The organism is Bacillus vallismortis (assembly GCF_004116955.1).
GTDB classification, from domain to species: domain Bacteria; phylum Bacillota; class Bacilli; order Bacillales; family Bacillaceae; genus Bacillus; species Bacillus vallismortis.
Genome location: NZ_CP026362.1, coordinates 1,042,963 through 1,066,454, shown reverse-complemented (window position 1 = coordinate 1,066,454; position 23,492 = coordinate 1,042,963). Strand labels below are relative to the sequence as shown.

Below are 23,492 nucleotides of genomic sequence, written 5' to 3'. Positions count from 1 at the left end.
GCCCTGGCTTTAGGAGCCTGAAGAAGCGGGTATCGTGCTCATATTCACGGCGGGCAAACGTTGCCGGCTGTGAATATCTCCAATTATCTATGATAACGTACGTTTCGCAGATTTAACAGTATTATGTGCTAGCATCGTGATGGTCATCGGACCTACTCCGCCCGGCACCGGCGTGATGAAGGACGCTTTTTCCTTTGCCCCTTCAAATTCAACGTCTCCGCAAAGCTTGCCGCTTTCCAGACGGTTAACACCTACGTCAATGACAACAGCGCCCTCTTTGATCTGGTCTGCACTGATGAAATTGGCTCTGCCGACTGCCACCACAAGGATGTCCGCTTTTTTCGTATGTTCGGTCATATTTTCTGTTCGTGAGTGACAGTAAGTAACTGTCGCGTTCTCATTTAATAATAGCTGGCCGACAGGTTTGCCGACAATATTGCTTCGGCCGACTACAACAACCTCTTTACCGGAAAGATCGATTTTGGTTTTCTTCAAAAGCTCAACAATCCCATGAGGCGTGCAAGGAAGAAACGTATCTTCGCCAAGCAGCATTTTCCCTACGTTTAACGGATGGAATCCGTCTACATCTTTATCAGGAGAGATTCGCTCGATCACCGCTTTTTCAGAAATATGGTCTGGAAGCGGAAGCTGAACGAGAATGCCGTGAAACTCAGGGTCTTGATTGTATTGATCGATAATGGAAAGCAGTTCAGCTTCTGTGAGGCTGCTGTCAAATTGATCAAGCTTAAAATTCATTCCCATTGTTTCAGCTGCTTTTTTCTTTCCGCGCACGTAAGAGTGAGAAGCAGGATCATCTCCAATCAAAATAACCGCCAGCCCAGGAGTGACGCCTTGCTTTTTAAGCTCTTCTACCTCTTTTGCCAATTGTTCGCGTTTTTCTCTAGCCGTTTCTTTTCCGTCGATGATTGTTGCAGTCATTTTCTTTCCTCCTATGATTGTTCAATATCAGATTTAATGTTAGAAAGAACCCCGTTTACAAACTTTGTCGCTTTGTCATCACCAAACCGTTTTGCCAGCTCAATCGCTTCGTTCATGGAGACATTCACCGGAATGTCTTCGGCATATGCCATTTCGTATGCTCCCAGGCGCAAAATCGCGCGGTCTACATTGGCAATCCGATCGAGCTTCCAATTCACCAGATGCTTGGAGATCATTTCATCCAGCTGGACTTGGTGTTCCAATACCCCGTGAACAAGCTGTTCAAAGAAAGGATCTGTTTTTTCTTCATCCAATGCGTGTTCTATGGCTTCATTTACTGCAATATCGCTGACATCAATTTGAAATAGTGCCTGCAAAGCTTTTTCTCTTGCTGTTCTTCTTTTCATTTTCTTTCTCCTTTGATCCTCTTTATCCGCTTGTCGTTAAGCCATAAAGAGATCATAACATATTTTTTTCGTATCCGCATATTGAAATCAAGGTTTTTCACCCTATTGCCGAATATTTTCACACACCTTGATATGATCATTCGGATTTCACGTTCATGAAGAAACTCGGCTGCCTTGAGCCGGCTTTCTTCATGCTTTGAAATATAGGGTAACGTGTAAAAAAACCAAAGGGCCGCCCTCCCCTTGGTTTCTTGTAAAGCCATTTACATTTCTTCGTCGATTTGGACTTCCTGGGCTTTTGTGTCAAATTGAATGCCGACGATGTGAATATTGATTTCGTTAATCGAAAGAGACGTCATATTTAATAAGGTTTGACGAATGTTTTCCTGAACGGACGCTGCAACTTTCGGAATCGAAACGCCAAATGTGACGACGCAATATACATCGATCGTAATGCCGTCATCCGCCAAGTCGACTTTGACACCTTTGCCATGATTCACTTTACCGAAGCGTTCGACGACACCTGTCGCAAAGTTTCCCCGCATTTCGGCAACACCGTCAACTTCTGAAGCTGCTATACCGGCAATGACCTCGATGACTTCAGGTGCAATCTCAACCTTACCCAAATGCGTATCTTCTTGATTCATTTTAAGCAAGCTGTTGTCTTTCATTCAATTCACCTCCGTAAAAATTATGAGCCCATTACATCATATGTTTCTAAAAATTTCGTATTAAACTCTCCGCTAACAAATGTTTCATGTTCAAGCAGTTTTAAGTGGAACGGGATTGTTGTCTCAACGCCTTCGATGACGAATTCGCTCAATGCGCGCTTCATGCGGGCAATCGCTTCATCTCTCGTTTTTCCATACGTGATCACTTTCGCAATCATGCTGTCATAGTACGGAGGGATGGAATAGCCCGGGTAAGCAGCTGAATCGACACGGACACCAAGACCGCCTGGAGGCAGGTACATTTTAATTTCACCAGGTGACGGCATGAAATTTTTACTTGGGTTTTCAGCGTTGATTCGGCATTCGATCGCCCAGCCTTGAAATTCCACATCTTCTTGCGTGAGGCTCAGTTCCATTCCTGATGCCACTTTGATTTGTTCCTTAATCAAGTCAGTGCCCGTCACCATTTCTGTGACTGGGTGTTCCACCTGGATTCTCGTGTTCATTTCCATGAAGTAGTAGCGCTGTTCGTTGTAGTCATAAATAAATTCAACTGTTCCCGCGCCTGTATAGCCAACTGCTTTTGCAGCCTTAACCGCTGCATCTCCCATCTGCTCCCTGATTTCTGAATCGAGCGCCGGAGACGGCGTTTCTTCCAAAAGCTTTTGCAGGCGTCTTTGAATCGAGCAGTCACGCTCACCTAAATGGATGGTATTTCCATAGTTGTCGGCAAGCACTTGGATTTCAACATGACGAAAATCTTCTATGTATTTTTCGATGTAAACACCTGGATTTCCAAATGCTGTTGCAGCTTCCTGCTGTGTGATCTTAATGCCTTTGATCAGTTCCTCTTCGGTGCGGGCAACCCTGATTCCTTTTCCGCCTCCGCCTGCGGTGGCTTTTATAATTACAGGATACCCAATTTCATTAGCAAGCGAAACCGCTTCTTCCACATTTTCTATAATTCCTTGTGAACCCGGTACGATCGGAACGCCGGCCTGTTTCATCGTTTCCCGCGCAACGTCTTTTGTTCCCATTTTTGAAATGGCTTCGGCGCTCGGACCAACAAATGTGACGTTAACTTCTTCACACAATTCAGCGAAATCAGCATTTTCAGCTAAGAATCCATATCCCGGATGAATAGCGTCCGTGCCTGTCAGCTTCGCAACACTCACAATATTTGTAACGTTTAAATAGCTGTCTTTTGATGCTTTTGGTCCAATACAAAAAGCTTCATCAGCCATTTGAACATGAAGGGCATCTTTATCAGCTTCTGAATAAACAGCGACAGTCTCAATTCCAAGCTCTTTGCAGGCTCTGATGATTCTGACAGCAATTTCTCCTCGGTTAGCGATTAATAGCTTTTTAATCATGTTATGTCTCCTTACTCTGCTTTTACAAGAAATAGAGGTTGTCCGTATTCGACCAGCTGGCCGTTTTCTACTAATACTTCAACGATTTCACCGTTTACTTCCGCTTCGATTTCGTTGAAAAGCTTCATCGCTTCTACAATGCAGACAACTGTGCCTTCATTTACTTTTGAACCAGCCGTTACATACGGGCCAGCTTCCGGTGATGAAGAAGCATAAAACGTTCCTACCATTGGTGAAGTGATCTTATGCAGATTTTCATCCTGCTTTGGCGCTTCTTGGGCAGGTGCCGGCGCTGCTTGCTGCGCTTGCGGCTGAACTGCCTGCGGAGCCTGTGCCTGCACTGGTGCTGCCGGCGCCTGCTGCATCACTTGAACAGTGCCCGCTTCATGTTTTTTCAGTTTTAAAGATACACCTTCATTTTCATATACGAATTCATCAATTGAAGACTCGTCAATCGCTTTAATCAGCTCGTGGATTTCTTTACTATTTAACATTCAATCGCACTCCTATGTAAGAAATTTCTTTTTTTATAGGTTACTACTAAAAGTACATACTATGTTTATCTTACAGGAGCGGACTTTTGAATTCAACTCTAATATGAATGGCAACAAAAAGCCCGCTTGATAAGCGGGCGTGTTTTTCATCTTATTTACTTGGATGGCTCGAATGTGACGGCGACGTCTTTCATTGTTTTGATTTCTTTTGCCACAAGGTCTATGATGGCGATCGCCTTAGAGTTTGAGTGTTTGTCTGATTTGACTGTAATGTTGATTTTATCTCCTTCAGCATTGACGAGCGCGTCTTTGTAACCTTGTGTTTTAATCAGGGTTTCCAGCTGTTTTTCTGTCCCTTCCACTTCACTGAGAGCCGTCATTTTATCATAGGCTTCGCTCTTTTCCTTTGCTGTCGCATCATCGCTTGACACAATGGCATTCAGCTCTTCTCTTTCCTTGCTTCTGGCATCTTCTAAATCCAGACGGTACGTAGTAAACAGATCATCATCGGCTGTTTCTGTTACAACAGTTCCTTTTTCACTGGCTTCAGCGGATGTTTCCTTGTCTGCTGATGAATCTTTCGTTCCTTTTGTTCCATCTTCTTTATCCGGTTCTGTTTCAGTTTCCGGTCCGCTTTTTTCCTTCGTTTCTTCCTTGGCAGGCGCTTTTTCAGTCGCGACCTCCCCTGCGTCAGACGCGCTTTGTTCACTTTTCATTTGCACGGCATTTTTGCTTTCTGGAGACATGATATAGTAGACGCTTAACACCACGACAAGACTGAGCATTGTTAATAGCCAAACCGTTTGTTTTTTGAGCATTTATGAATCCTCCTTTATTTTTTTAGGGGCAACCGCAACCCGGTGGCTTGGAACATCCAGGACTCGTGTCACCGCTTCAATAATCGTTTGTTTTATTTGAACGTTGTCCACTCCTTGAGCAACAACGAGTACACCGCGTATATCAGGTTTCTTCGTTTGGACGACAACGGGCGTTTCTTTATCGCCGTTTTTGATCATCACGATTTCTTCTTCCGATGTTTGGTCTGTGACGCTTCTTGTTCCGCCTTCTTTATCGGTTTCTTCAGTGGTTGTATTTTTGTTTGATTTGTTTTTTTCATATACTTTCAGCGACGTTGCGTCAACATTCACAACAACCGAGACATCATCTACACCAATGATCGTTTCAAGAATTTCTTTCAGCTGATTTTCGTATTCTTTTTCATAATCGTCGATGGAGTCTTTCGGTTTATCAGATTTTGAGGCTTTAAACACTTCGGCTGCTTTCTCTTTGCCGGCTCCGGTATCCTGTGATGATACTGCCGTTATCGGTTTGGCGTTTTCCGTTTTCTCCGGCGAAGAAAACAGCTGGCTGACGAGCATGAAAGAAACTCCGAGAACAAAAACGAACAGAAAGTAATGATATTTGGTCAGCTTCGGCTTTTCGCCGCCCTTCGTCTGCCCCGGAAGAAACTGCTTTTTCAATACATTCCATAATCCGCTTTTATTCATTGCCGACACTCTCCCCGCCTTCCATATGAACCGTAATTTTCTCACTTCCGATTTCCCAAATGTCCGCAAGCTGCGACTGGATTTGTTTTGCTTCTTTTTGTTCGGCTGCTTCTTTTGTCACGTACGCATGATCTGTGTCAATGCGAACAGGCGCGACCGTTTGGACCGTGTTTTCAGAAGACGGGGCCATATACACGCTGATTGTTTGAATATCCTCTTCTGAATCTACCTTTTCTCCTGCCGTGAGTTTGATGTGGTCTACTTTGAATTCATCATGACTGAATCTCTCCTCCGCTTTCTTTTTTAGTTGGACAGCCATTTCTTCTAAAATATATGCACGCTGAGAAGCTTGTATTTCTATTTTTTTTGAATCGATTTGATTTTTTATGTCGGCGGACTCTGACTGCCCGTTTTTTGTGAGGTATTCAAAGATGACTGCAGGATCTGTGTTGAAAAGCTTAAAGATCGGCGTAAGCATGACGACAATTAAAAGCAGGCTGACTACCATTTTTGCGTACTTTTGCATGCTGGAGCTTGGCAGCAGCATATCAATCACAATAGCAAATAGGATAAACAACACGATGGTGGTAAGCCATTCAGTTAGAAAACTCATCCGCCAGCCTCCTTTATTTCATCATCATCGTGAGGTTTCCGGCTGTGATGATGACCGTTAGGCTTAAAAAAAACATGAGGGACACAATGGCGAGAGCTGCAAAAATATAAATGACGCTTTTGCTGATGACATCGAGGCAAGTAATGACGGGCCCGCCTCCAAGCGGCTGAAGAATCGCGGCTGCCAGCTTATAAATAAAAGCGAGGGAAAGCACTTTGATTGCCGGAAAGGCCGCTATACAAATCAATATAGCAACACCGAGAATCCCTACTGTGTTTTTCAGCAATAAGGAAGCGCTGATCACTGTATCTGTCGCGTCTGTAAACATTCGGCCAAGAACAGGAATAAAGTTTCCGGTTATAAATTTAGCCGTCCTGAGTGTAATGCCGTCTGTCACTGCAGCTGAGGCTCCCTGAACAGAGATGACGCCGAGAAAGATGGTGAGAAAGACAGCAAGCGCCCCGATGGCGATATTTCTGAGCAGATTGGCCAGCTGCGTAACTTTGTATTGTTCAGTCATGGTACTGACAATGCTTAGAATCGCTGATAAGAAAATCAGCGGCATGACGATATTCTGAATTAATAGACCGCTCGTATTCATTAGAAAAAGGATAACAGGATGAAAGAAGGCTGCAGATACAGCTCCGCCTGAGGAAGCCAAAAGCGCCAGGAGGAGCGGAATAAGCGCCAATATAAAGCTCGTCATCGTCTGAATGGCTTCTGTGGCATAATTGATTGCCACATGAAAACTGTTCAGTGCAAGGATAATCAGCACCATGTATACAATTGAGTAGGCGACCTTGCTGACGGTGCTTTGTTGAAACGCATTTTGCAGAAGCTGCAGGATGACGCAAAAAATGGTGAGTAAAATTAATGTGCCCAGCAGCTTGCCATTAGCCAGCACTTCATGAAACAAATAGGAAAAGAGAGCTTTCAGCCACTCTTGCGGTGAAAATGATTTATCACCATTGATAAACTCTAGTAAGCTGCCTTTTTGGCTTTCCGGCAGCAGTCCGCCATATTCTGTCATAATGTCATTCCAAAAATCACCGATCTTGTCTGTTTCAAGCGTAGCCGCTGTCCTTTCCGCTAATTGCTCAGCCGTTTCAGCATGTTCTTCCGCTTGATCAGCATTATCGGCTGCTTGTACCATTTCTGCACGGCCCGCTATGATCAGCACGGCCAGAACCAAAGCCCAGTGGAAACGCTTCAATCTACCGCCTCCTTTCGGTTATGACATAGAAGGTATAAGTCCGAGAATCGTTTCAATAATGACGGTTAAAATAGGCACAGCCATCACAAGAATTAAAATTTTCCCCGCTAATTCTATTTTCGAAGCGATGGCCCCCTGACCGGCGTCTTTTGTGAGCTGCGCTCCGAATTCAGCGATATAGGCGATTCCGATAATCTTTAAAATGGTTTCAACATAAACCATGTTGACGTTTGCATTGATTGCAATTTTTTCTATCATTCGAATAATGTCGTAGATTTGGTCTACCAAATAAAGAAAAATGGCACAGCCAGCAAACACGACGATTAAAAACGCAAAAGTCGGCTTTTGTTCTTTCACAATCAAAGAAAGGAAGGTGGCGATCAGCCCTAAACCTACAATTTGAACGATGTCAATCTGCAAGCCCCCCTATCCTTGGAATAAAAACACAGCTTTTATCTTTTTAAATAGGTCATCTACAATGGTGGCGACCATAAATAAAATATAGATAAAACCTAACAGTGTCACCCATTGGGCGTATTCTTTTTTGCCCATCTGATCCAAAATCGTGTGCAAAAAAGCCACCACGATTCCCACTCCGGCGATTTGAAATATCACATTCACGTCTACTCCCATTTTATTTTTGCTCCCCTCACGTTTACATCAATAGAAGAATGAGTAACAAGCCCGCTAAAAAGCCCAAACTTTTTATCATCTTTTCATTTTTCGCCTGTGCCTGCTCAGCATCCGCTTCGGAGGCTTCCAAGTGTGTAAGGGCCAGCTTGATATGCTTTTGCTGCGAGATTTGGTCATGAATCCCGAGCGTCTCGCCAAATTGCTTCAACACTTCATATTCGCTTTTTTTCAAAGACATGCTGTCCCACACCTTCTTTAAGCTTTGCTCCCACGCCATTTTTGCGGAATCGCTTCCCTTGTCCAGCTGATTACTGAATGTGGTGAAAAGAGCCGAAACAGGCTGTGCCAGCTGCTTGGCAATCTGCTGTGAAGCGAGATGAAGCGGCGTATGGCCGTACATGATTTCAGCCTCGAGGGATTGGAGCGCCGCACGCAGCTGGCGGATTTGACGAGGCCGTTCCGTATACATTTTCGCCATCTCAAAACCTGTCCATGTTGTCGCCACCACAATGAATACAGCGCCCAGCAGCTTCAGCATGTCTTCACGCCCATCGTGCCAGACAGCACATTCCCATCTTTATCGTAAATGCGGCTTATTGTGCCCGGCCCCTTCGCTCTCGATAATTCCAAATAGCGGTCAAAGGCTCTTTCTTCCCACAAACGCTTTAATGAAGGGCGCTTCATCAGATCAGATATACTCCAGCCATGCGCCGATACGATGACTGAAACCCCTGCATGCAGCGCCTCAAGAAGGGCATCTGTATCTTCTATACGTCCAATTTCATCAACGATGATCACCTCAGGGCTCATAGACCGAATCATCATCATCAGACCCTCAGCCTTTGGACAGGCGTCTAACACGTCAATCCTCTGTCCGAATTGATGCTGGGGAATGCCGCGCAGACATCCGGCAATTTCTGAACGTTCATCGACGATTCCTGTTTTTGCGGGTGACATGCCGTTTTTGCCGGTGCTCGAGAGTCTCGCAAGATCTCGTAGAAGTGTCGTTTTACCAGTTTGCGGCGGACCGATAATCAGCGTATTCAGCCAGCTGTCTTGAAATAAGTATGGAAGCAGCGGCTCCGCAATCCCCAGTTTTTGCCGGGCAATTCGTATATTAAAAGATGCGATGTCACGGAGGCCTTTCACACCTCCGTTTTCCGTAATGACTCTGCCTGCCAATCCGACTCTGTGGCCGCCTCTGATCGTGACATACCCTTTCTTCAGCTCTTCTTCGAGCGTATACATACTATAGTTGCTAAGCCGGCTGAGGATCAGATGGGCATCCTCAGCCGTGCCCGAATAGGACAAAAAAACAGGTTGTCCTTTCCGAATCAATTCAACAGGGCGGTTGACCCGAATTCTGATTTCTTCGATTTCCAGCCATTGATGTTCCGGCATTTCAGAAAGGGCGTTTTTCATGGATTCAGGGAGAACCTCAGCGATTTCATTCAACAGAGCCTCCTCCTTTCTGCCGATTGGCTTCTTTAAAATGTATGATGTGAGGCAGACTTTATGACAAGCCTCTCTTTATTTATGAACACCCGCCAGAATCAAAATCACACCGGTGAAAATCAGAATCAGCTTTGCATACGACAGCTGCCCGGCAATTTGGTAGATTCCGACAGTCATAGTGATGATAAAAATCAGCGGACCGACAATAGCGAGAATGCTGTTAACCACAACCGCCTTCCGGACATCATTTGTCACAAGCATGATAATCGCTGCCGTCAGCTCAATCATAGAGGATAAAACTCGCAACCCGGCCATTGTTAAAACAGTAGAATTGATATTTCCAAGCAAAAATTTCATAGCACACTTCCAACCTCCCATTTTTTTATATGATATGCTCTAGCTTGCGGAAGTAGTCTTGTCATTTTCGTATAAAAGAAAGATTCTGTTTTTGGGCACAAAAAAAGCCTGCTCCCATTTGGGAACAGACTCCGTTTTTTTCGTCTATGCTCTTGAAACGTATGAACCGTCAGATGTGTTGACAACAAGTGTGTCGCCTTCATTCACAAAGAACGGCACGTTTACAATAAGGCCGGTTTCCGTTTTCGCAGGTTTTGTACCGCCAGATGCTGTATCACCTTTAATGCCAGGTTCAGTTTCAACAACTTTCAGTTCAACTGTGTTTGGAAGTTCGATACCGAGCGTCTCATCTTGGTACATCATAATATGCACAGACATGTTTTCAAGCAGGTATTTTAATTCCTCTTCGATTTGAGTCTCGCTTAGTTCAAGCTGCTCATAAGAAGAAGTATCCATAAATACATGCTGATCTCCGTTTGCATATAGGTATTGCATTGTTTTTGTTTCAATTTGCGCCTTCGCTACTTTTTCACCTGCGCGGAATGTTTTTTCCTGAATCGCGCCAGTGCGAAGGTTGCGGAGTTTAGAGCGGACAAACGCCGCGCCTTTACCAGGTTTTACGTGCTGGAAGTCAACGACGCGCCAAATGCCGCCGTCTACTTCGATTGTTAATCCTGTACGGAAATCGTTAACTGAAATCATGTTTAATGTCCTCCTATATTCCAATCACAAAATAATAAGTTCTTTTGGGGAATGGGTGATTGTCCGGTTGCCGTTTTCTGTAATCACGATGTCATCTTCTATGCGGACACCGCCTGTTTCTGGTATGTAAATGCCCGGCTCCACTGTGACCACCATGCCCGGTTCAAGGATAGCTGAAGATCTGACGGACAATCCCGGCGATTCATGCACTTCCATGCCGAGTCCGTGTCCGGTTGAATGGCCGAAATATTTACCGTAGCCTTTTGCCGCAATGTGATCCCTTGTGAGGGCGTCGGCTTCTTTCCCTGTCATTCCCGGCTTCATATGTGCGACGCCTAATGTCTGAGCATCAAATACGACCTGATAAATCTCCTTTAACCGATCACTGGGCTGACCTACAGCGACCGTTCGGGTCATATCAGAACAATATCCTTTATAATAAGCACCAAAATCAAGCGTAACAAGGTCTCCGCTTTCAATCAGTTTGTCACTGGCCACACCATGCGGAAGGCTTGACCGAAGGCCCGAGGCGACAATCATATCAAAAGAAGAGCTGTCAGCTCCCTGGCTTCTCATATAAAACTCCAGCTCATTGGCAACAGCGATTTCAGAAATGCCGGGTTTCATAAACGTCAAGATATGTTTAAAGGCATCATCTGCAATCTTCGCAGCTTCCTCTAATATCTTAATCTCTTCACTAGACTTAATCAAGCGCAACTTTTCCACAGATTCAGCCACGGGCACTAATTCAGCCTCGCTGATAACCGCGCTGTACGACGCATATGTGCCGTATGTCATGCTGTTTTGCTCAAAGCCAAGGCGCTTGATGCCGAACGCTTCAACCGTGTCGGCGGTGGTCTGAATCAGGCTTCCGCCATGCTCAATGATTTCAAAGCCCTTTACCTGAACCTTCGCCTGCTCTGTATAACGAAAATCCGTAATAAACGCTGCCCTGTCACCTGATATCACAGCGAGGCCCGCCGAACCTGTAAATCCTGTCATATAGCGTACATTCGTGCTGCTTGTAATCAGCATTCCGTCAATCCCGAGCTGTCCTAACTGGTCTCTTAATTTCTCTAGTTTCATCTTTATTCTCCCCCTTGCTGGCTTAATAAGTAGCGAATCGCAAGCTTATAGCCTTCAGCTCCAAGTCCGACAATCTGTCCTTTCGCAACTGGAGCAATGACCGACTGATGTCTGAATTCCTCCCTTGCATATAAGTTTGATACATGCACCTCAACCACAGGAAGGCCGATGCTCGAGACAGCATCCCTGATTGCATAGCTGTAATGGCACAGCGCGCCAGAGTTCAGAACAATGCCGTCGTATTGCTCCGCTGCCTCATGGATGGCATCTATCAAATCACCTTCGTGATTAGACTGGAAGAAAGTGAGCTGGATATGTAAAGCTTCAGCAAATCGAAAAAGATCTGTTTCAATGTCGGTCAGTGTCCGGCGGCCGAATACCTCCGGCTCACGCTCCCCCAGCCGATTGACATTCGGCCCGTTTAAAATCAAAAAATGAGGCACATAAATCTCTCCTTTTCGCGAGGGTTTCCCATGTAAAAAAATGTTCACTTCTCGTGAACATTTTATCATAATGAAAAGGGATAATACACTATTCTCTATGCGCTGTTCCCAGCGCACGTGCAAGCTTTTCCGAATTCAGCTCATTGTATTCAAATGAGATGGAATAACCGACAAACAGCCCGTAAAGCAAATAGATGCAAATGGTCGTCATAACTGTATCTGCTTTCAGTTCGGTCACCGCGCGAACATCAGGAAAAATGGGATTGAAAACAAAAAACACGAGCAGCCAAAGCAGCAAGCCGTATAAAATGCCCGGCCACATTGTTTTCAGCCGTTTCAAAAGAAGAAAATATAGAAATGCTGCACCGATTGATAGAATGCCGATTAAAATGATGCTGACTACTGTTCCCAGTCCATGTTTTTTCCACTCTCCGAGTACAAACGGCTGTAAAATCATATTCGGGCTGACTTCAGAAAAATGAAACAAATACGCAATATAAGCGATAAAACTCCATAATACGCCTCCGAAAAAACCTGTTGCCGCCACCCTTCCGGCCATCGGAACAGGCGGCCCCTGCTTCTCATTCGATTGTTCATGTTGTTCTGTGTTTTTTTCGCTTGTCATCATGGCACCTCCAGTTAAAGTGTGCCCAAAAAATGAAATGTCAATAAAAAAGCTCACACTTTTTAACAGCTGCGAGTAAAATTTGAAATTAACGGGTATAATGCTTGTAGAAAAGCATGGCTATGACAATTTTTCAGCCTGTCAATCTAGAGGTTTAGCGCTGTTTCCTGTACAATAGAGTGAAAGGAAATGGTTAGCAATCCTAAAGAAATAGGCAGGTTGATAATATGTCAAAACATAAAATTCCTCCCGCTTACGGCGGGCAGGCAGTTGTAGAAGGCGTTATGTTTGGCGGAAAGCATCATTACGTTACAGCAATCAGAAGAACGGATGGAAGCATCGACTTTTTTAAGCTTCCCCGCAAACGCAACCCGAAACTGAACATCGTGAAAAAGATTCCGTTTTTACGAGGGATCGCGGCCATTATTGAAGCGAGCGCAAACGGCACCAAGCATTTGAATTTTTCTAGCGAACGTTACGGGCTTGATCCATCTGAAGACGAGACACTTGAGCAGGAAGAAAAAAAAGCCTCCGGGCTGTCTATGTATCTCAGCCTCGCGGTTATCGGCGTCTTATCATTTTTGTTCAGTAAATTCGTATTTACATTGGTTCCTGTTTTTTTAGCTGAACTGACAAGGCCGATTTTTTCATCAGACACAGCGCAAATCGCGGTTGAAAGCCTGTTTAAGTTGATTTTGCTGCTCGGTTATATTTATTTTTTATCCATGACACCGCTCATTAAAAGAGTGTTTCAATATCATGGAGCCGAACATAAAGTCATAAACTGTTATGAACAGAATTTGCCAATTACAGTAGAGAATGTTCAAAACCAATCTCGGCTTCATTACCGCTGCGGATCAAGCTTTATTTTATTTACAATTATTGTCGGCATGTTTGTCTATTTGCTTGTTCCGACAGATCCGCTTTGGCTGCGTGTAATAGATCGTGTCGCACTGATACCGGTCGTACTCGGCATATCCTTTGAAGTTCTGCAGCTGACAAACAAAGTGCGTGATATTGCCGGACTGAAATGGCTTGGGTACCCGGGTCTCTGGCTTCAGCTGTTAACAACAAAAGAACCTGCGGATGACCAGGTTGAAGTTGCCATCGAAAGCTTTAACGAGCTTCTCAGACTCGAAGAAATGTCTGAACAAAATCAAAAGCCTTCTCACAACGTCATCTAATATCCGTTGCCCTGCTATTACTTTCGGAGGTGGACAGTTATGAATCATCGTGTACAACCTATTATTGCTGTATTAATTGCGCTGGGTGCGTTCGGTTTTCTCTATGTGCTGATAACCGATCCCGGAGAAATGGCAAAAATGGCGGTAACCATCATCGTGGCAGGCATCATTATTTACTTTATTGTAAAATATGTAATGAAACGAAATGCGGGCAGCGAAGGAGCGGCCTTCAAAAAAGCGGCGAAACAATCCCGGCGCCGGATGAAAGAACAAAAAGCGAAACACCGCGCCGGACATAAGGGACGTGTCAGCCACCTGCGAAGCGTTCCGAGCGCCAGCAAGCCTAAGCCGATGATTCTCAAGAAAAAAAGCCAGACTCAGCTAACTGTTATAGAAGGGAAAAAAAACAAAAAGAAAAACAGAGCGCTTTTTTAGTAGGTCCACTGTTTTAAAAACTGCTCTGTCCGTCTTTTACCTAGCTCAATCAGGGCTAGTTTTTTTTGTTGTGTTAATTGAAAATCGGTTGCCATTACGTCGTCAACCGGGAGAAATATGATGTTTTGTTCATAGCGTGACGCAATGTGCCTTGCGTCATGCGCATCCTTCATCGTTTCAAACAGGGCGCCGAACAGTTCGAAAGCGTTGCGGATATTTTTTCTCGGACGCTCCCTTTCCCGCGGCGCAAGTGTTACACCAATCACAGGGCGCTTTCTTTCCTTTGAAAACAGCCAGATGGGAAAGTTGCTTAACACCCCTCCGTCAACAACCGTGGCGGTGTCTGTATCCGTTTTTAATTTTATCGGCTCAAAAAAATACGGTATGCTGCAGCTCATTCTTACCGCTCTGGCCACCGGAAACATATCGGGATTTAGCCCGTAACGGACCAAATCGTCCGGCAAAATGATCATGGTGCCGTTTGTCAGATCAGAAGCGATAAGGCGAAGAGACCCTTTCTGCAAATCACCGAAAACCCGTATGCCTTTCGCTCTTAACAAATCAGCAATCCACTTTTCTAACGTATCTCCTTTATATAAGCCAAGGCGCCAGTAAATGGACACCCATTGGAGCATTTTTAAGGGGAGAAATGAGTACCGCTGATCCAGCAGTTTCTCTCCGTCCACTTCTTCAATTAACGCGTTGATTTCCTTACTGGTGTAACCAGATGCAATGAAAGCGGCAATAATTGCGCCCGCGCTTGTACCCGCAAGCCTTTTAAAGCGAAAGCCTTTTTCCTCAAGCGCTTCATAAGCGCCTGCAAGGGCAATGCCTTTTACTCCTCCGCCGGAAAATACACAGTCAATATACATCTCATTTCCCTCCCCCTCCATCCGATCGTTTATTACCATTTTAAGAAAACACGCGAAGAAATAGACCAACGAATGACGCGCGGCGCAGCGCATCAAAAAAGACGGCCTCCTTCGAGGCCGCCTTTTTACTGATTATGGTCTTCTGTTTTCTTTTGGATTGATTTCAGATGTTTTTTGCGGGCATCATCTTCTTCAAAATATTGAACAAGATCCCCGATGCGATCAATGCTGTTCCAGCTTAAGTGATGTTCGATTCCTTCGACATCGTTATATATTTTCTCTTCTTCAACACCAATGATTCTTAAAAACTGCTCAAGCAATTCATGTCTGTAAACCAGCCGTTTGCCTATTTTTTTCCCTTTAGACGTTAACACGAGACCGCGATATTTTTCATAAATTAAATATTCGTCTTTATCTAGTTTTTGAACCATTTTCGTTACAGAGGAGGGGTGGACTGCCAATGCTTCCGCAATATCGGAAACCCGCGCATATCCTTTTTCTTCAATCAGCATATAAATCTGTTCAATATAATCTTCCATACTTGGTGTTGTCATCAAAACCCTCCCAAAAAGCACCTTAACTTTATAAACCATTACAAGTTTACACTAATGAACTTGAAAAAACAAGGACGCTTCGCGGGTCAAAAGCCCTGTTTACCGCTTGTAATTCCATTCATCTGAAGCGTACTTTGTTTCTGCCAAGTGTTGTACAAAATCAAGCTCTTCCTGAGACAGTTCGTATGGCTCCAAATGAATGTTAAGGCCTGTTTCAAACCCTTCTTTAAAGGCTTTACGGGCCTCGTCCATCGTTACCCGCTTTTCAGTGAGTTCGTTAATGGCAACAGCTTTATTTTTGAAATTGCGCTGCATCCGCTCTCTGACTCTTTCACTCGGATACAAAAACAGATCAAACAGCTTGTCCTCATCCAAATCAAGGAGAATAGAGCCATGCTGAAGGATCACGCCTTTTTGTCTTGTTTGCGCGCTTCCCGCCACCTTGCGTCCCTCGACGACAAGCTCATACCACGAAGGCGCGTCAAAACAAACAGATGACCGCGGATTTTTTAAGCTTTCTTTTTCTTTTTCAGTTCTCGGGATGGCAAAGTAAGCGTCCAGACCGAGATTTCTAAAGCCTTGGAGGATGCCTTCTGAAATGACTCGGTATGCCTCAGTGACCGTCGCCGGCATTTCGGGGTGTTCTTCTGAAACAATCACGCTGTATGTCAATTCTTGATCGTGCAGCACACCTCTTCCGCCGGTTGGGCGTCTGACGAATCCAAGATTATACTTATGTACTGCTTCAAAATTAATTTCCTTTTTAATATTTTGAAAATACCCTACAGAAAGAGTCGCCGGATTCCAGCCGTAAAAACGGATAACCGGGGGTATTTTTTTTTCGCTGTGCCAATATAAAAGCGCTTCATCAAGCGCCATATTAAATGCAGGATTTGCATTGCCTGAGTCTATAAACCGCCACGTTTCTTTTTCCATTTTGAGACCTTCCTTACCGTTTTAATAGAATCAGTTTATCAAACTGCCGGGAAAATGAAAAATATTTTCGTTCCATTATGGATGACAATCGCGCTATGCTTTACTATAATAGAACTTGTCGAAAACGGCTCTATCACCTTGTTTTATGAACAGGGTTTTGATTTTATATGCTAAAGGAGTAGAACCACATTGTCTAATATGATCGTTTTGATTATTTTTGCTGCGTTTCTCGTGTATATGATTGCTTCATATGTCTATCAGCAGCGAATTATGAAAACACTTACGGAAGAAGAATTCCGCGCGGGTTACCGAAAAGCGCAGCTGATTGATGTTCGTGAGCCCAATGAGTTTGAGGGCGGGCATATTTTAGGCGCCCGCAACATTCCGCTCTCCCAGCTGAAACAGAGAAAAAATGAAATCCGTCCGGACAAGCCTGTTTATCTGTACTGCCAAAACAGCGTCCGCAGCGGACGCGCGGCACAAACCCTGCGCAAAAACGGCTGCACTGAAATTTACAACCTAAAAGGCGGCTTTAAAAAATGGGGCGGAAAGATTAAAGCAAAGAAATAAAGCTAAACAGCTGCCTATTGGCTTTTAAGGTATTTTTCGCTTTTCCTTTTCTTATATTTTTTTCGCCTGAGCATTAAAAAATCCTTCTTTCGTTCAACAAGAACGTTTGAAGGATTTTTTTACTGCCCACATGAAAAGACTCAAAGGACAGAACACTAGTTAACACTGCCACTGCCCATTACATCCCGATTAAGTGCCCTTTTAGAAATGGCCATCACAGAGATTTTTCGCCTGATCTTTACAAAAAAGTATGGCAAAAAAACGCTGATCATTCCCCTCAAGCAACTCCAGCGCCTTTTTTTAGATACATTTCATACTGCCGAGAAAACACTCGACAGCCAGAGAGGACACTACATCCTCTTCTTACTTACGATAGGACTATTCGTATCTTTCATTTACACGTTTGTTACTGTGTTTTTGAAGGTATCTTTCATTTACACGTTTGTTACTGTGTTTTTGAAGCTTTGCTTTCAATTGAAATAGGGTCTTCTCTTTTCGTTCTCCTAATCTTTACAGATATGCCTACTAAAATCATCGCCATCGTTGTAAATATCCCCATGGTTAATAAGATCGTATCCTGATTTAAACTCCATCCGATTAAGAAAGAAATGATCGCTCCTCCGAAACTTGCCGAAGCAATAAATAAACTTGTCACTTCGTCAACGTACTTTTGAATCATGATTGAGGCTAGTGTTAATGCAATGGGAAATATGCCCGCTATACACAGACCAATCAAAAATGTACCACCCAATTGAATGATTGGGTTGCTTATATAAGAGAAGGCAATCAACAAAACAATTAAACAACTGCAACTAAATAGAAGATACTTCGAAAAATCAAGCCTTCTGCTTACTAAACCAATCAGGATTCTTCCTATGATGATCCCCACCCAGAAAAAGGAGACACTTATAAGGCTAATTTGTGCATTGTCTTGGTTTATCATGATGGAAGGTAAAAAGTTGGCAAAATTCGTTTCAATTCCAGCATATAGGAAAGCAAAAAATACAAAAAAGCCTAACTGCTTTGATTTTTTTCTATCTCCTATAAAGTATTGAAAGGCTCCTGCATCTGGCAGGGACACTTGCTGGTTAGCGTTCTTAGTGTACTTTCTGTTCTTAGATAAGAACATTAACCACCCTGCTAATAGGACAAACAAAAAGGTGAATATGCAGTAATATGGTACATACCAGTTATTAATATTGATGAAGGAATTAATGAATAATGGAAAAGATAAAGCGCCTAATCCGAAAAGGACTTCCAACTTACTCATTTTTTCTGCATTACTTGCAAAATTAGCAATGACAAAGGAACCAACTGTTGTTTCTAATGTACCTGCCCCATATCCTAAAAGAAAAGCCATTACAACAATATAATACCAATCTTTGGTTAGAAAAAAGAGACTTAACGCCACAAGCATGATGGTTAAAGCGAACGTCAGTGTCCTAAAGTGACTGTATTTCTTAATCATTAACGGTGCCATTAATACGCCGCTTAGGAAACCGGTAAACTGAAAGAAAATGATGACCGAAATGTCGTCTGTTGTCTTGTTAAAAGACTCTAATAAAAATGGTGTCAAACTCCCTGTTGAGATATGGATAATGCCCACTGTAAAAAAGAAAGCATATCCAAATAAGTATGTCCCTCTTACCATTCCTTACACCCCTATATGAAAAAGCAGGAAAATGAATTCCTGCTTTTTTAGTAGCTTACCTTTTTGAATCACTAATTGACTGCTAAACAGACATTTTTTGAAAGTTGCTATCTTTCTCAAAGAACATTTCCAATACTTCCTGAGATCTAAAACCATCGATAAAAGAAGGAATCTCAACCCAATCTTTCTGAGTTGATTCAATCCAATTGATTAACTCGCTTCTAAAAGAATCAGCCCAACCATAAAATTCGTTTGGCGGATCATTTAACAAACTTTGCGGCACTGGGCAGTCTACCGCGTACAAGCCATCAATGAGCTTGTAAACGTGAGGATTACCTGTGTGGTATTTAAACTCTTTTTTGTGCCCCACTACCTCGATGCTAAAACCACAGTCTTCAGGTACAGAGCTTTTTGATGTGATGATATTGACAAATACCTTGTTTTTCAGTTGACCATAAATTTCCGCATAGTCATCTACAAGTACCTGTTTTTCTTCTTTTGTTTTTACATTTGTGTTCATCTTTGCTCTTACTGATTCTGGGATGAAATCACTCTCAAACAAATACCATACCATGTCGATAAGATGAATACCCAGATCCCCCAATGATCCACTAGTCTTCTTACTATTAGCGTCATCTCTCCAAGTAAACTTCTTGCGTCTAATTGCACTATTTTTCTTGAAATGTACTTTTATGGACAGGATATTGCCTAATTCATTATTGATGATTAAACTTTTTAAGATATTTACGTAAGGCAAATATCTATAATTAAATCCCATACAAGCTCTGACGTCTAACCTTTCAGCAGTATCTTTCATTATGCTTGCTTCCTCAAGAGAAATGGCCATAGGCTTTTCACACAATACATGCTTATGTTTTGCTAATGCTTGCAAAGCATGTTCTTTATGGCAAAAGTTTGGGGATGCTACAATGATACCTTCTGAGACATCAATTAGTTCATCTACATGTTCATATGTCTTCCCACCGAACGTTTTAACAAAGCTTGCCGCCTGTTGTTGATTTATATCATACACCCCTGCTAATTCTGCATTTTTTATTGTAGATAAAGCCGTTGCATGCGCTCTTGCAATACCACCTGCACCTATGATTCCAATCTTCTTCATATCTATTTCCTCCTCATTATCCAATTAATTTTTTCAAGGTATTTGTAATGCCTTTTGAGTACTCACTATCAGATATAAGGTGGTGCAAGTTTTTGGCTTCTTGTGTTGCATTCTTTAAGAGATAGCCATTCCCTACCGCCTGTAGCATACGAACGTCATTTCCACTATCTCCAAATGCGATCGCATTTTCGGCATTTAGGTTGTATTTCTCTAACATAAACTTTACAATCTCGTGTTTTCCTGTTCTCATGGGTATAAAATCTACATCATAGCTGCCTTCAGGATCACCTGCTAAGGGATTACACCGATTTATATTAACTGAAACACCGTATTCCTCGCAGATCTTTTCAATGGCCGACAGGTTTTTCTTGTCGTTTATTTCATCTTGTTCCTGATAATAAAAATTATGCTTATACCGTGACTTTCCTAATTGAGTTTGTGGATCCAAAAAAATGTTCTCATTTTCACGTAACTGTTTCACAAGCATCTCAATCTTTTCTTTACTAAACGATTCATTTATACGACTGTTCCACTCATTATCTTGCTGTCCGAAGTTATGCTCTGAAAAGTACGTAATTTCTGTACCCAGATCACTAGCTATAAAATGCGGGAAATATCTAAATTTTCCCCGTCCCATTTTATCGAGAATAGACTCTATACTACTCCCAGTAACCCATCCGATTAACAGTTCTCCATCTTTGCTTTTTTGTTCTAGATAGTCTTCGAGTTCATATATGTGTTGTTGTTTCTGTTCATCGATTGTATGCGGAAAATACGTTTCATCAAAATCACAAAAAACAATGTACTTAGGATGTTCAACCTTGGATAACGTTTTATACTCCGATTTCTTGCTTAATAACATCAAACAGTCCCTCCAACACTCTGTCTTGTTCTTCTAATGTAAATGACGGATATAAAGGCAAGTGCAGTACCTGACGATGAGCCTTTTCCGTATGAACCAATTGGAGTTTTGCATACTTGTCCTGCACTAAAGGAGTTTTTTGCATATGAGACAGTACTGGATAATACACATCTGTTTGAACACCAAAATCATCATTTAATGTAGTCATAATGTTTGTCCTATCTTCTGTTCTTACCTTTATAGGAAACAGATGCCACACATGATCTTCACTTAATTCGGGCAATTCAATAAGGCCTTTATTCTGTAATTCTGCTAATTGAGTCATGTATCTATCCGCCAAGAATAGTCTTTTGAAGTTGTTTAATGAGAGATACTTTATTCTCTCTAAACCAATCGCTGCCTGTATATTGTCCATTTTTGAATTAAAACCAAAATTGATGGCTTTCTTATTTTTCACATTTACTTCAAAACCATGATAACTAAATTGAATGCATTTTTCAGCGAGCTCTTCATTATCAGTCGCTATCGCCCCAGCCTTGCCACATACACCAACATTCTTATATGGATTAAAGCTTAATGTAGTAATGTCTGCATACTTTCCTAAGTCTGTCAGTCCAATCCCTTGGCAAGCATCCTCAATAACTTTCAATTGATAACGATTTGCTATTTGACGGATATGCTCCATTTCTGAATGTTTTCCGTATAAGTGCACAGGCAGAATAAACTTTGTATAAGGAGTTATTGCTTCCTCAATTTTGTTAGGATCGATGCAGAATGTTTGCGGGTTAATATCCGCATAGACAGGAACGCCTCCCAAAGCTAATACAGCATTTTCAGTAGCTGAAAAGCTATTAGCCGGCATGATTACTTCATCCCCCCGGTTTAACCCTAAAGCCAATAATCCTATCATGATCGCATCGGTTCCGCTGCTAGTTGCAATTACATACCTTTTATGTAAATATGTAGATAAAACCTTTTCGAATTGGTCTACATAGGAACCACTTGTAAATTTTCCAGTTGGCAAAACTTTAGTTAACGTTTTTAAAATATCATCCACTTCATCATTGGTTATTAATCTATCAACAGGCAAAAAAGGGACATTTCTTATTTCACGATGTTTTTGGTAGTTGAAAAGATCATTTTCAATATCTGTATTTTCTTTTAATACGTGTCTCCAGCGCTCGTTTACAATACTGTCTTCAATAACAAGTTCTTTTCCTTGCACGTCACCTTTTAAATGTTTTAGCAGCAACATGTTTTCTTTACTTTTACCTGTAACTTTAACCTGTTTTTGCATGAACAGTACCTCCAATGATTTGTAATCTGGAAAATTTGATACAAATTTATCCTAATTTCTGAAACCGATAACATGTCAATAACTTTTTTAAGGAAGGGAAAATATGCCTACAATCGATGAGATAGCAAAATTGTGCAATGTGTCTAAAACCACAGTATCTAGAGTATTGAATAATCATCCTTATGTGTCGAAAGAAAAAAGAGACATGATCTTAAAAACGATTAACGAACTTGACTACACGCCCAATTATTTAGCACGGAATTTCAGAAGAAATAAGACGCAAACGATCGCTTTATCGGTTCCGAGTATCGACCATCCATTTTTCACTCAATTAATAAAAGGGGTCTCTCATGAAGCGCTGTCTAAACATTACAAGGTCATTGTATTTCAAACCTTTTATGACCAACAGACAGAACTAGAGCTATTAGAGTTATTGAAACACAAAGAAGTTGACGGTATTATTCTTGGAACGTTAGAAAATGAATGGGAGAAGATTTCCCCTTTCCTGAAGTATGGGCCTATCTTATTATGTAATGAGTATCATCACTCCGCGGACATAACGATCATTGGGTATGATGAATTTGAAGCCGCATACATGGGAGTAGCACATTTAATTGAAAGAGGACATAAAAAAATTGGATTTTGTTTTGATACTCCATATAGCGAAGCTCAACGTCAGAGGAAAGAGGGTTATTTGAAAGCTCTACAAGATTACAATTTACATCATAAAAATGAATGGATATTCGGCGAATTGTTTAATATCGAGGATGGCTTTCGCGTTTTTGATAAGATAAAAGATTTAAAAGACAGGCCCTCAGCAATATTTACAGGGAATGATCAAGTCGCCGCAGGGATTATTAAACAGGCGATAAAAAGCGGCTTTCATGTCCCAGAAGACTTAGCTGTCATTGGTTTTGACAACCAACTGATCTGCCAAGTCGTCACTCCGACCATAACTACGATTGATATTCCGATAATAGAATTAGGTCAACAGGCTGTGTTGAAACTCATCGAGAATATTTCGGGTAACACTTCTTTAAACAGAAAAATTATTAAACTACCAACAAAACTTATGATCAGAGAGTCAACTTAACGATAGATTTTCGCTTCGTTATCATTTTATATTTTTGTCTAGAAAAAGAGGTTATTCTACTCAACCTCTTTTTCAATCAGAAATCCTGTTTTTTTGAATTCTTATCCATGCTCCCATACCAAAGCCGCAAAGATTTCTTCGCCTTTCATTACGCCCACTGGCAGCATCACTTCAAATCTCATGCAATGAACCCCTTTTCAAAAAAATTTCTTAAGAGGGCTAACGATGGATTGGTAAAGATTCCTTTGGATAGAGTGACAGCTGCATTAAAAAATCCTTCAAACGTTCTCATTGAACGGATGAAGGATTTTTCATGCTCACCAGTTGCACGCCAAAAGAGGCGAAGAAATACAAAAACACCTTAAAAACCAGTTTAATGACCGAATTGAACCCACA

29 protein-coding genes are annotated in these 23,492 nt (G+C 42.3%); 4 read left to right on the top strand and 25 right to left on the bottom strand.

Going from position 1 to position 23,492, the window contains the following annotated elements; all coding sequences use genetic code 11:
- Nucleotides 1-87 precede the first annotated feature (87 nt).
- The 18 genes from folD to BV11031_RS05740 form a co-directional block, all read right to left on the bottom strand.
- Nucleotides 88-939, bottom strand: a complete 852-nt coding sequence (folD, locus tag BV11031_RS05825) for a bifunctional methylenetetrahydrofolate dehydrogenase/methenyltetrahydrofolate cyclohydrolase FolD (RefSeq protein WP_010328289.1) — start codon at nt 937-939, stop codon at nt 88-90.
- An 11-nt stretch (nt 940-950) separates the two neighbouring features.
- Nucleotides 951-1,346 carry a transcription antitermination factor NusB gene (gene nusB / locus BV11031_RS05820; protein ID WP_010328288.1) on the bottom strand — a complete coding sequence of 132 codons (396 nt, stop codon included), beginning with the start codon at nt 1,344-1,346 and terminating at the stop codon, nt 951-953.
- 263 nt (nt 1,347-1,609) lie between these two features.
- The gene (yqhY, locus tag BV11031_RS05815; protein WP_010328286.1) at nt 1,610-2,017 is read right to left on the bottom strand and encodes a fatty acid biosynthesis protein YqhY; all 408 of its coding nucleotides are present in this window, start codon (nt 2,015-2,017) and stop codon (nt 1,610-1,612) included.
- 20 nt (nt 2,018-2,037) lie between these two features.
- Entirely contained in the window at nt 2,038-3,390 is a 1,353-nt protein-coding gene (accC, locus tag BV11031_RS05810) for an acetyl-CoA carboxylase biotin carboxylase subunit (RefSeq protein ID WP_010328285.1), read from the bottom strand.
- A gap of 11 nt (nt 3,391-3,401) precedes the next feature.
- Complete coding sequence (accB, locus tag BV11031_RS05805) at nt 3,402-3,884, bottom strand: acetyl-CoA carboxylase biotin carboxyl carrier protein (protein ID WP_010328284.1); 483 nt, start codon at nt 3,882-3,884, stop codon at nt 3,402-3,404.
- A gap of 155 nt (nt 3,885-4,039) precedes the next feature.
- Nucleotides 4,040-4,702 carry a stage III sporulation ratchet engulfment protein SpoIIIAH gene (gene spoIIIAH / locus BV11031_RS05800; RefSeq protein WP_010328283.1) on the bottom strand — a complete coding sequence of 221 codons (663 nt, stop codon included), beginning with the start codon at nt 4,700-4,702 and terminating at the stop codon, nt 4,040-4,042.
- Nucleotides 4,703-5,392 (bottom strand): stage III sporulation protein AG, encoded by a 690-nt coding sequence (spoIIIAG, locus tag BV11031_RS05795; RefSeq protein ID WP_010328282.1) that lies wholly within the window; start codon nt 5,390-5,392, stop codon nt 4,703-4,705.
- Nucleotides 5,385-6,005, bottom strand: coding sequence for a stage III sporulation protein AF (gene spoIIIAF, locus BV11031_RS05790; protein ID WP_010328281.1), 621 nt, complete (start codon nt 6,003-6,005; stop codon nt 5,385-5,387). Before spoIIIAF ends, spoIIIAG begins: the two co-directional genes overlap by 8 nt.
- A 13-nt stretch (nt 6,006-6,018) precedes the next feature.
- Complete coding sequence (gene spoIIIAE / locus BV11031_RS05785; RefSeq protein ID WP_010328280.1) at nt 6,019-7,218, bottom strand: stage III sporulation protein AE; 1,200 nt, start codon at nt 7,216-7,218, stop codon at nt 6,019-6,021.
- A gap of 18 nt (nt 7,219-7,236) precedes the next feature.
- The gene (spoIIIAD, locus tag BV11031_RS05780) at nt 7,237-7,638 is read right to left on the bottom strand and encodes a stage III sporulation protein AD (protein WP_003230228.1); all 402 of its coding nucleotides are present in this window, start codon (nt 7,636-7,638) and stop codon (nt 7,237-7,239) included.
- Between the two features lie 6 nt (nt 7,639-7,644).
- Entirely contained in the window at nt 7,645-7,851 is a 207-nt protein-coding gene (spoIIIAC, locus tag BV11031_RS05775; protein ID WP_003153142.1) for a stage III sporulation protein AC, read from the bottom strand.
- Between the two features lie 22 nt (nt 7,852-7,873).
- A complete protein-coding gene (spoIIIAB, locus tag BV11031_RS05770) occupies nt 7,874-8,389 on the bottom strand; it encodes a stage III sporulation protein SpoIIIAB (protein WP_129550699.1) in 516 nt (171 codons plus the stop codon).
- Nucleotides 8,383-9,306 (bottom strand): stage III sporulation protein AA, encoded by a 924-nt coding sequence (gene spoIIIAA, locus BV11031_RS05765; protein WP_010328279.1) that lies wholly within the window; start codon nt 9,304-9,306, stop codon nt 8,383-8,385. Before spoIIIAA ends, spoIIIAB begins: the two co-directional genes overlap by 7 nt.
- 75 nt (nt 9,307-9,381) lie before the next feature.
- Nucleotides 9,382-9,663, bottom strand: a complete 282-nt coding sequence (locus BV11031_RS05760; RefSeq protein ID WP_010328278.1) for a YqhV family protein — start codon at nt 9,661-9,663, stop codon at nt 9,382-9,384.
- Nucleotides 9,664-9,807: 144 nt separating this feature from the next.
- The gene (gene efp, locus BV11031_RS05755) at nt 9,808-10,365 is read right to left on the bottom strand and encodes an elongation factor P (protein WP_010328277.1); all 558 of its coding nucleotides are present in this window, start codon (nt 10,363-10,365) and stop codon (nt 9,808-9,810) included.
- A gap of 24 nt (nt 10,366-10,389) precedes the next feature.
- Nucleotides 10,390-11,451 carry an aminopeptidase PapA gene (papA, locus tag BV11031_RS05750; RefSeq protein WP_010328276.1) on the bottom strand — a complete coding sequence of 354 codons (1,062 nt, stop codon included), beginning with the start codon at nt 11,449-11,451 and terminating at the stop codon, nt 10,390-10,392.
- Nucleotides 11,452-11,453: 2 nt separating this feature from the next.
- Complete coding sequence (gene aroQ / locus BV11031_RS05745; protein WP_010328275.1) at nt 11,454-11,894, bottom strand: type II 3-dehydroquinate dehydratase; 441 nt, start codon at nt 11,892-11,894, stop codon at nt 11,454-11,456.
- 88 nt (nt 11,895-11,982) lie between these two features.
- Nucleotides 11,983-12,522, bottom strand: coding sequence for a YqhR family membrane protein (locus BV11031_RS05740; RefSeq protein ID WP_082022592.1), 540 nt, complete (start codon nt 12,520-12,522; stop codon nt 11,983-11,985).
- Nucleotides 12,523-12,746: 224 nt separating this feature from the next.
- On the opposite strand from BV11031_RS05740, the gene BV11031_RS05735 reads away from it, so the two are divergent.
- Complete coding sequence (locus BV11031_RS05735) at nt 12,747-13,703, top strand: DUF1385 domain-containing protein (protein WP_010328273.1); 957 nt, start codon at nt 12,747-12,749, stop codon at nt 13,701-13,703.
- A gap of 39 nt (nt 13,704-13,742) precedes the next feature.
- Nucleotides 13,743-14,138, top strand: coding sequence for an SA1362 family protein (locus tag BV11031_RS05730; protein ID WP_100740138.1), 396 nt, complete (start codon nt 13,743-13,745; stop codon nt 14,136-14,138).
- On the opposite strand, the gene BV11031_RS05725 is transcribed toward BV11031_RS05730, so the two are convergent.
- The 3 genes from BV11031_RS05725 to lipM all read right to left on the bottom strand — a co-directional run bounded on the left by BV11031_RS05725 (nt 14,135) and on the right by lipM (nt 16,500).
- Nucleotides 14,135-15,010, bottom strand: a complete 876-nt coding sequence (locus BV11031_RS05725; RefSeq protein WP_010328271.1) for a patatin-like phospholipase family protein — start codon at nt 15,008-15,010, stop codon at nt 14,135-14,137. The two genes, BV11031_RS05730 and BV11031_RS05725, sit on opposite strands and share 4 nt — an antisense overlap.
- A gap of 125 nt (nt 15,011-15,135) precedes the next feature.
- On the bottom strand, nt 15,136-15,564 hold the full coding sequence (gene mntR / locus BV11031_RS05720; RefSeq protein ID WP_010328270.1) for a transcriptional regulator MntR: 429 nt from the start codon (nt 15,562-15,564) through the stop codon (nt 15,136-15,138).
- Nucleotides 15,565-15,663: 99 nt separating this feature from the next.
- A complete protein-coding gene (gene lipM, locus BV11031_RS05715; protein WP_010328269.1) occupies nt 15,664-16,500 on the bottom strand; it encodes an octanoyltransferase LipM in 837 nt (278 codons plus the stop codon).
- 189 nt (nt 16,501-16,689) lie between these two features.
- Here lipM and BV11031_RS05710 point away from each other — a divergent pair, with 189 nt between their 5' ends.
- Nucleotides 16,690-17,070, top strand: coding sequence for a rhodanese-like domain-containing protein (locus BV11031_RS05710; protein ID WP_010328268.1), 381 nt, complete (start codon nt 16,690-16,692; stop codon nt 17,068-17,070).
- 445 nt (nt 17,071-17,515) lie between these two features.
- Here the strand turns inward: BV11031_RS05710 and BV11031_RS05705 are convergent, their stop codons facing one another.
- The 4 genes from BV11031_RS05705 to ntdA all read right to left on the bottom strand — a co-directional run bounded on the left by BV11031_RS05705 (nt 17,516) and on the right by ntdA (nt 22,003).
- The gene (locus BV11031_RS05705; protein WP_010328267.1) at nt 17,516-18,721 is read right to left on the bottom strand and encodes an MFS transporter; all 1,206 of its coding nucleotides are present in this window, start codon (nt 18,719-18,721) and stop codon (nt 17,516-17,518) included.
- 82 nt (nt 18,722-18,803) lie between these two features.
- Nucleotides 18,804-19,844, bottom strand: coding sequence for a glucose-6-phosphate 3-dehydrogenase NdtC (ntdC, locus tag BV11031_RS05700; RefSeq protein ID WP_010328266.1), 1,041 nt, complete (start codon nt 19,842-19,844; stop codon nt 18,804-18,806).
- A 16-nt stretch (nt 19,845-19,860) separates the two neighbouring features.
- Nucleotides 19,861-20,706, bottom strand: coding sequence for a kanosamine-6-phosphate phosphatase (ntdB, locus tag BV11031_RS05695; protein ID WP_010328265.1), 846 nt, complete (start codon nt 20,704-20,706; stop codon nt 19,861-19,863).
- Nucleotides 20,678-22,003: a 3-dehydro-glucose-6-phosphate--glutamate transaminase gene (gene ntdA, locus BV11031_RS05690; RefSeq protein WP_010328264.1), complete on the bottom strand. Its 1,326-nt coding sequence runs from the start codon at nt 22,001-22,003 to the stop codon at nt 20,678-20,680. The genes ntdB and ntdA overlap by 29 nt, the downstream gene beginning before the upstream one ends.
- A gap of 103 nt (nt 22,004-22,106) precedes the next feature.
- Between ntdA and ntdR the strand changes: the two genes are divergently transcribed.
- Nucleotides 22,107-23,096 carry an NTD biosynthesis operon transcriptional regulator NtdR gene (gene ntdR, locus BV11031_RS05685; RefSeq protein WP_010328263.1) on the top strand — a complete coding sequence of 330 codons (990 nt, stop codon included), beginning with the start codon at nt 22,107-22,109 and terminating at the stop codon, nt 23,094-23,096.
- The last annotated feature ends 396 nt before the right edge of the window (nt 23,097-23,492 follow it).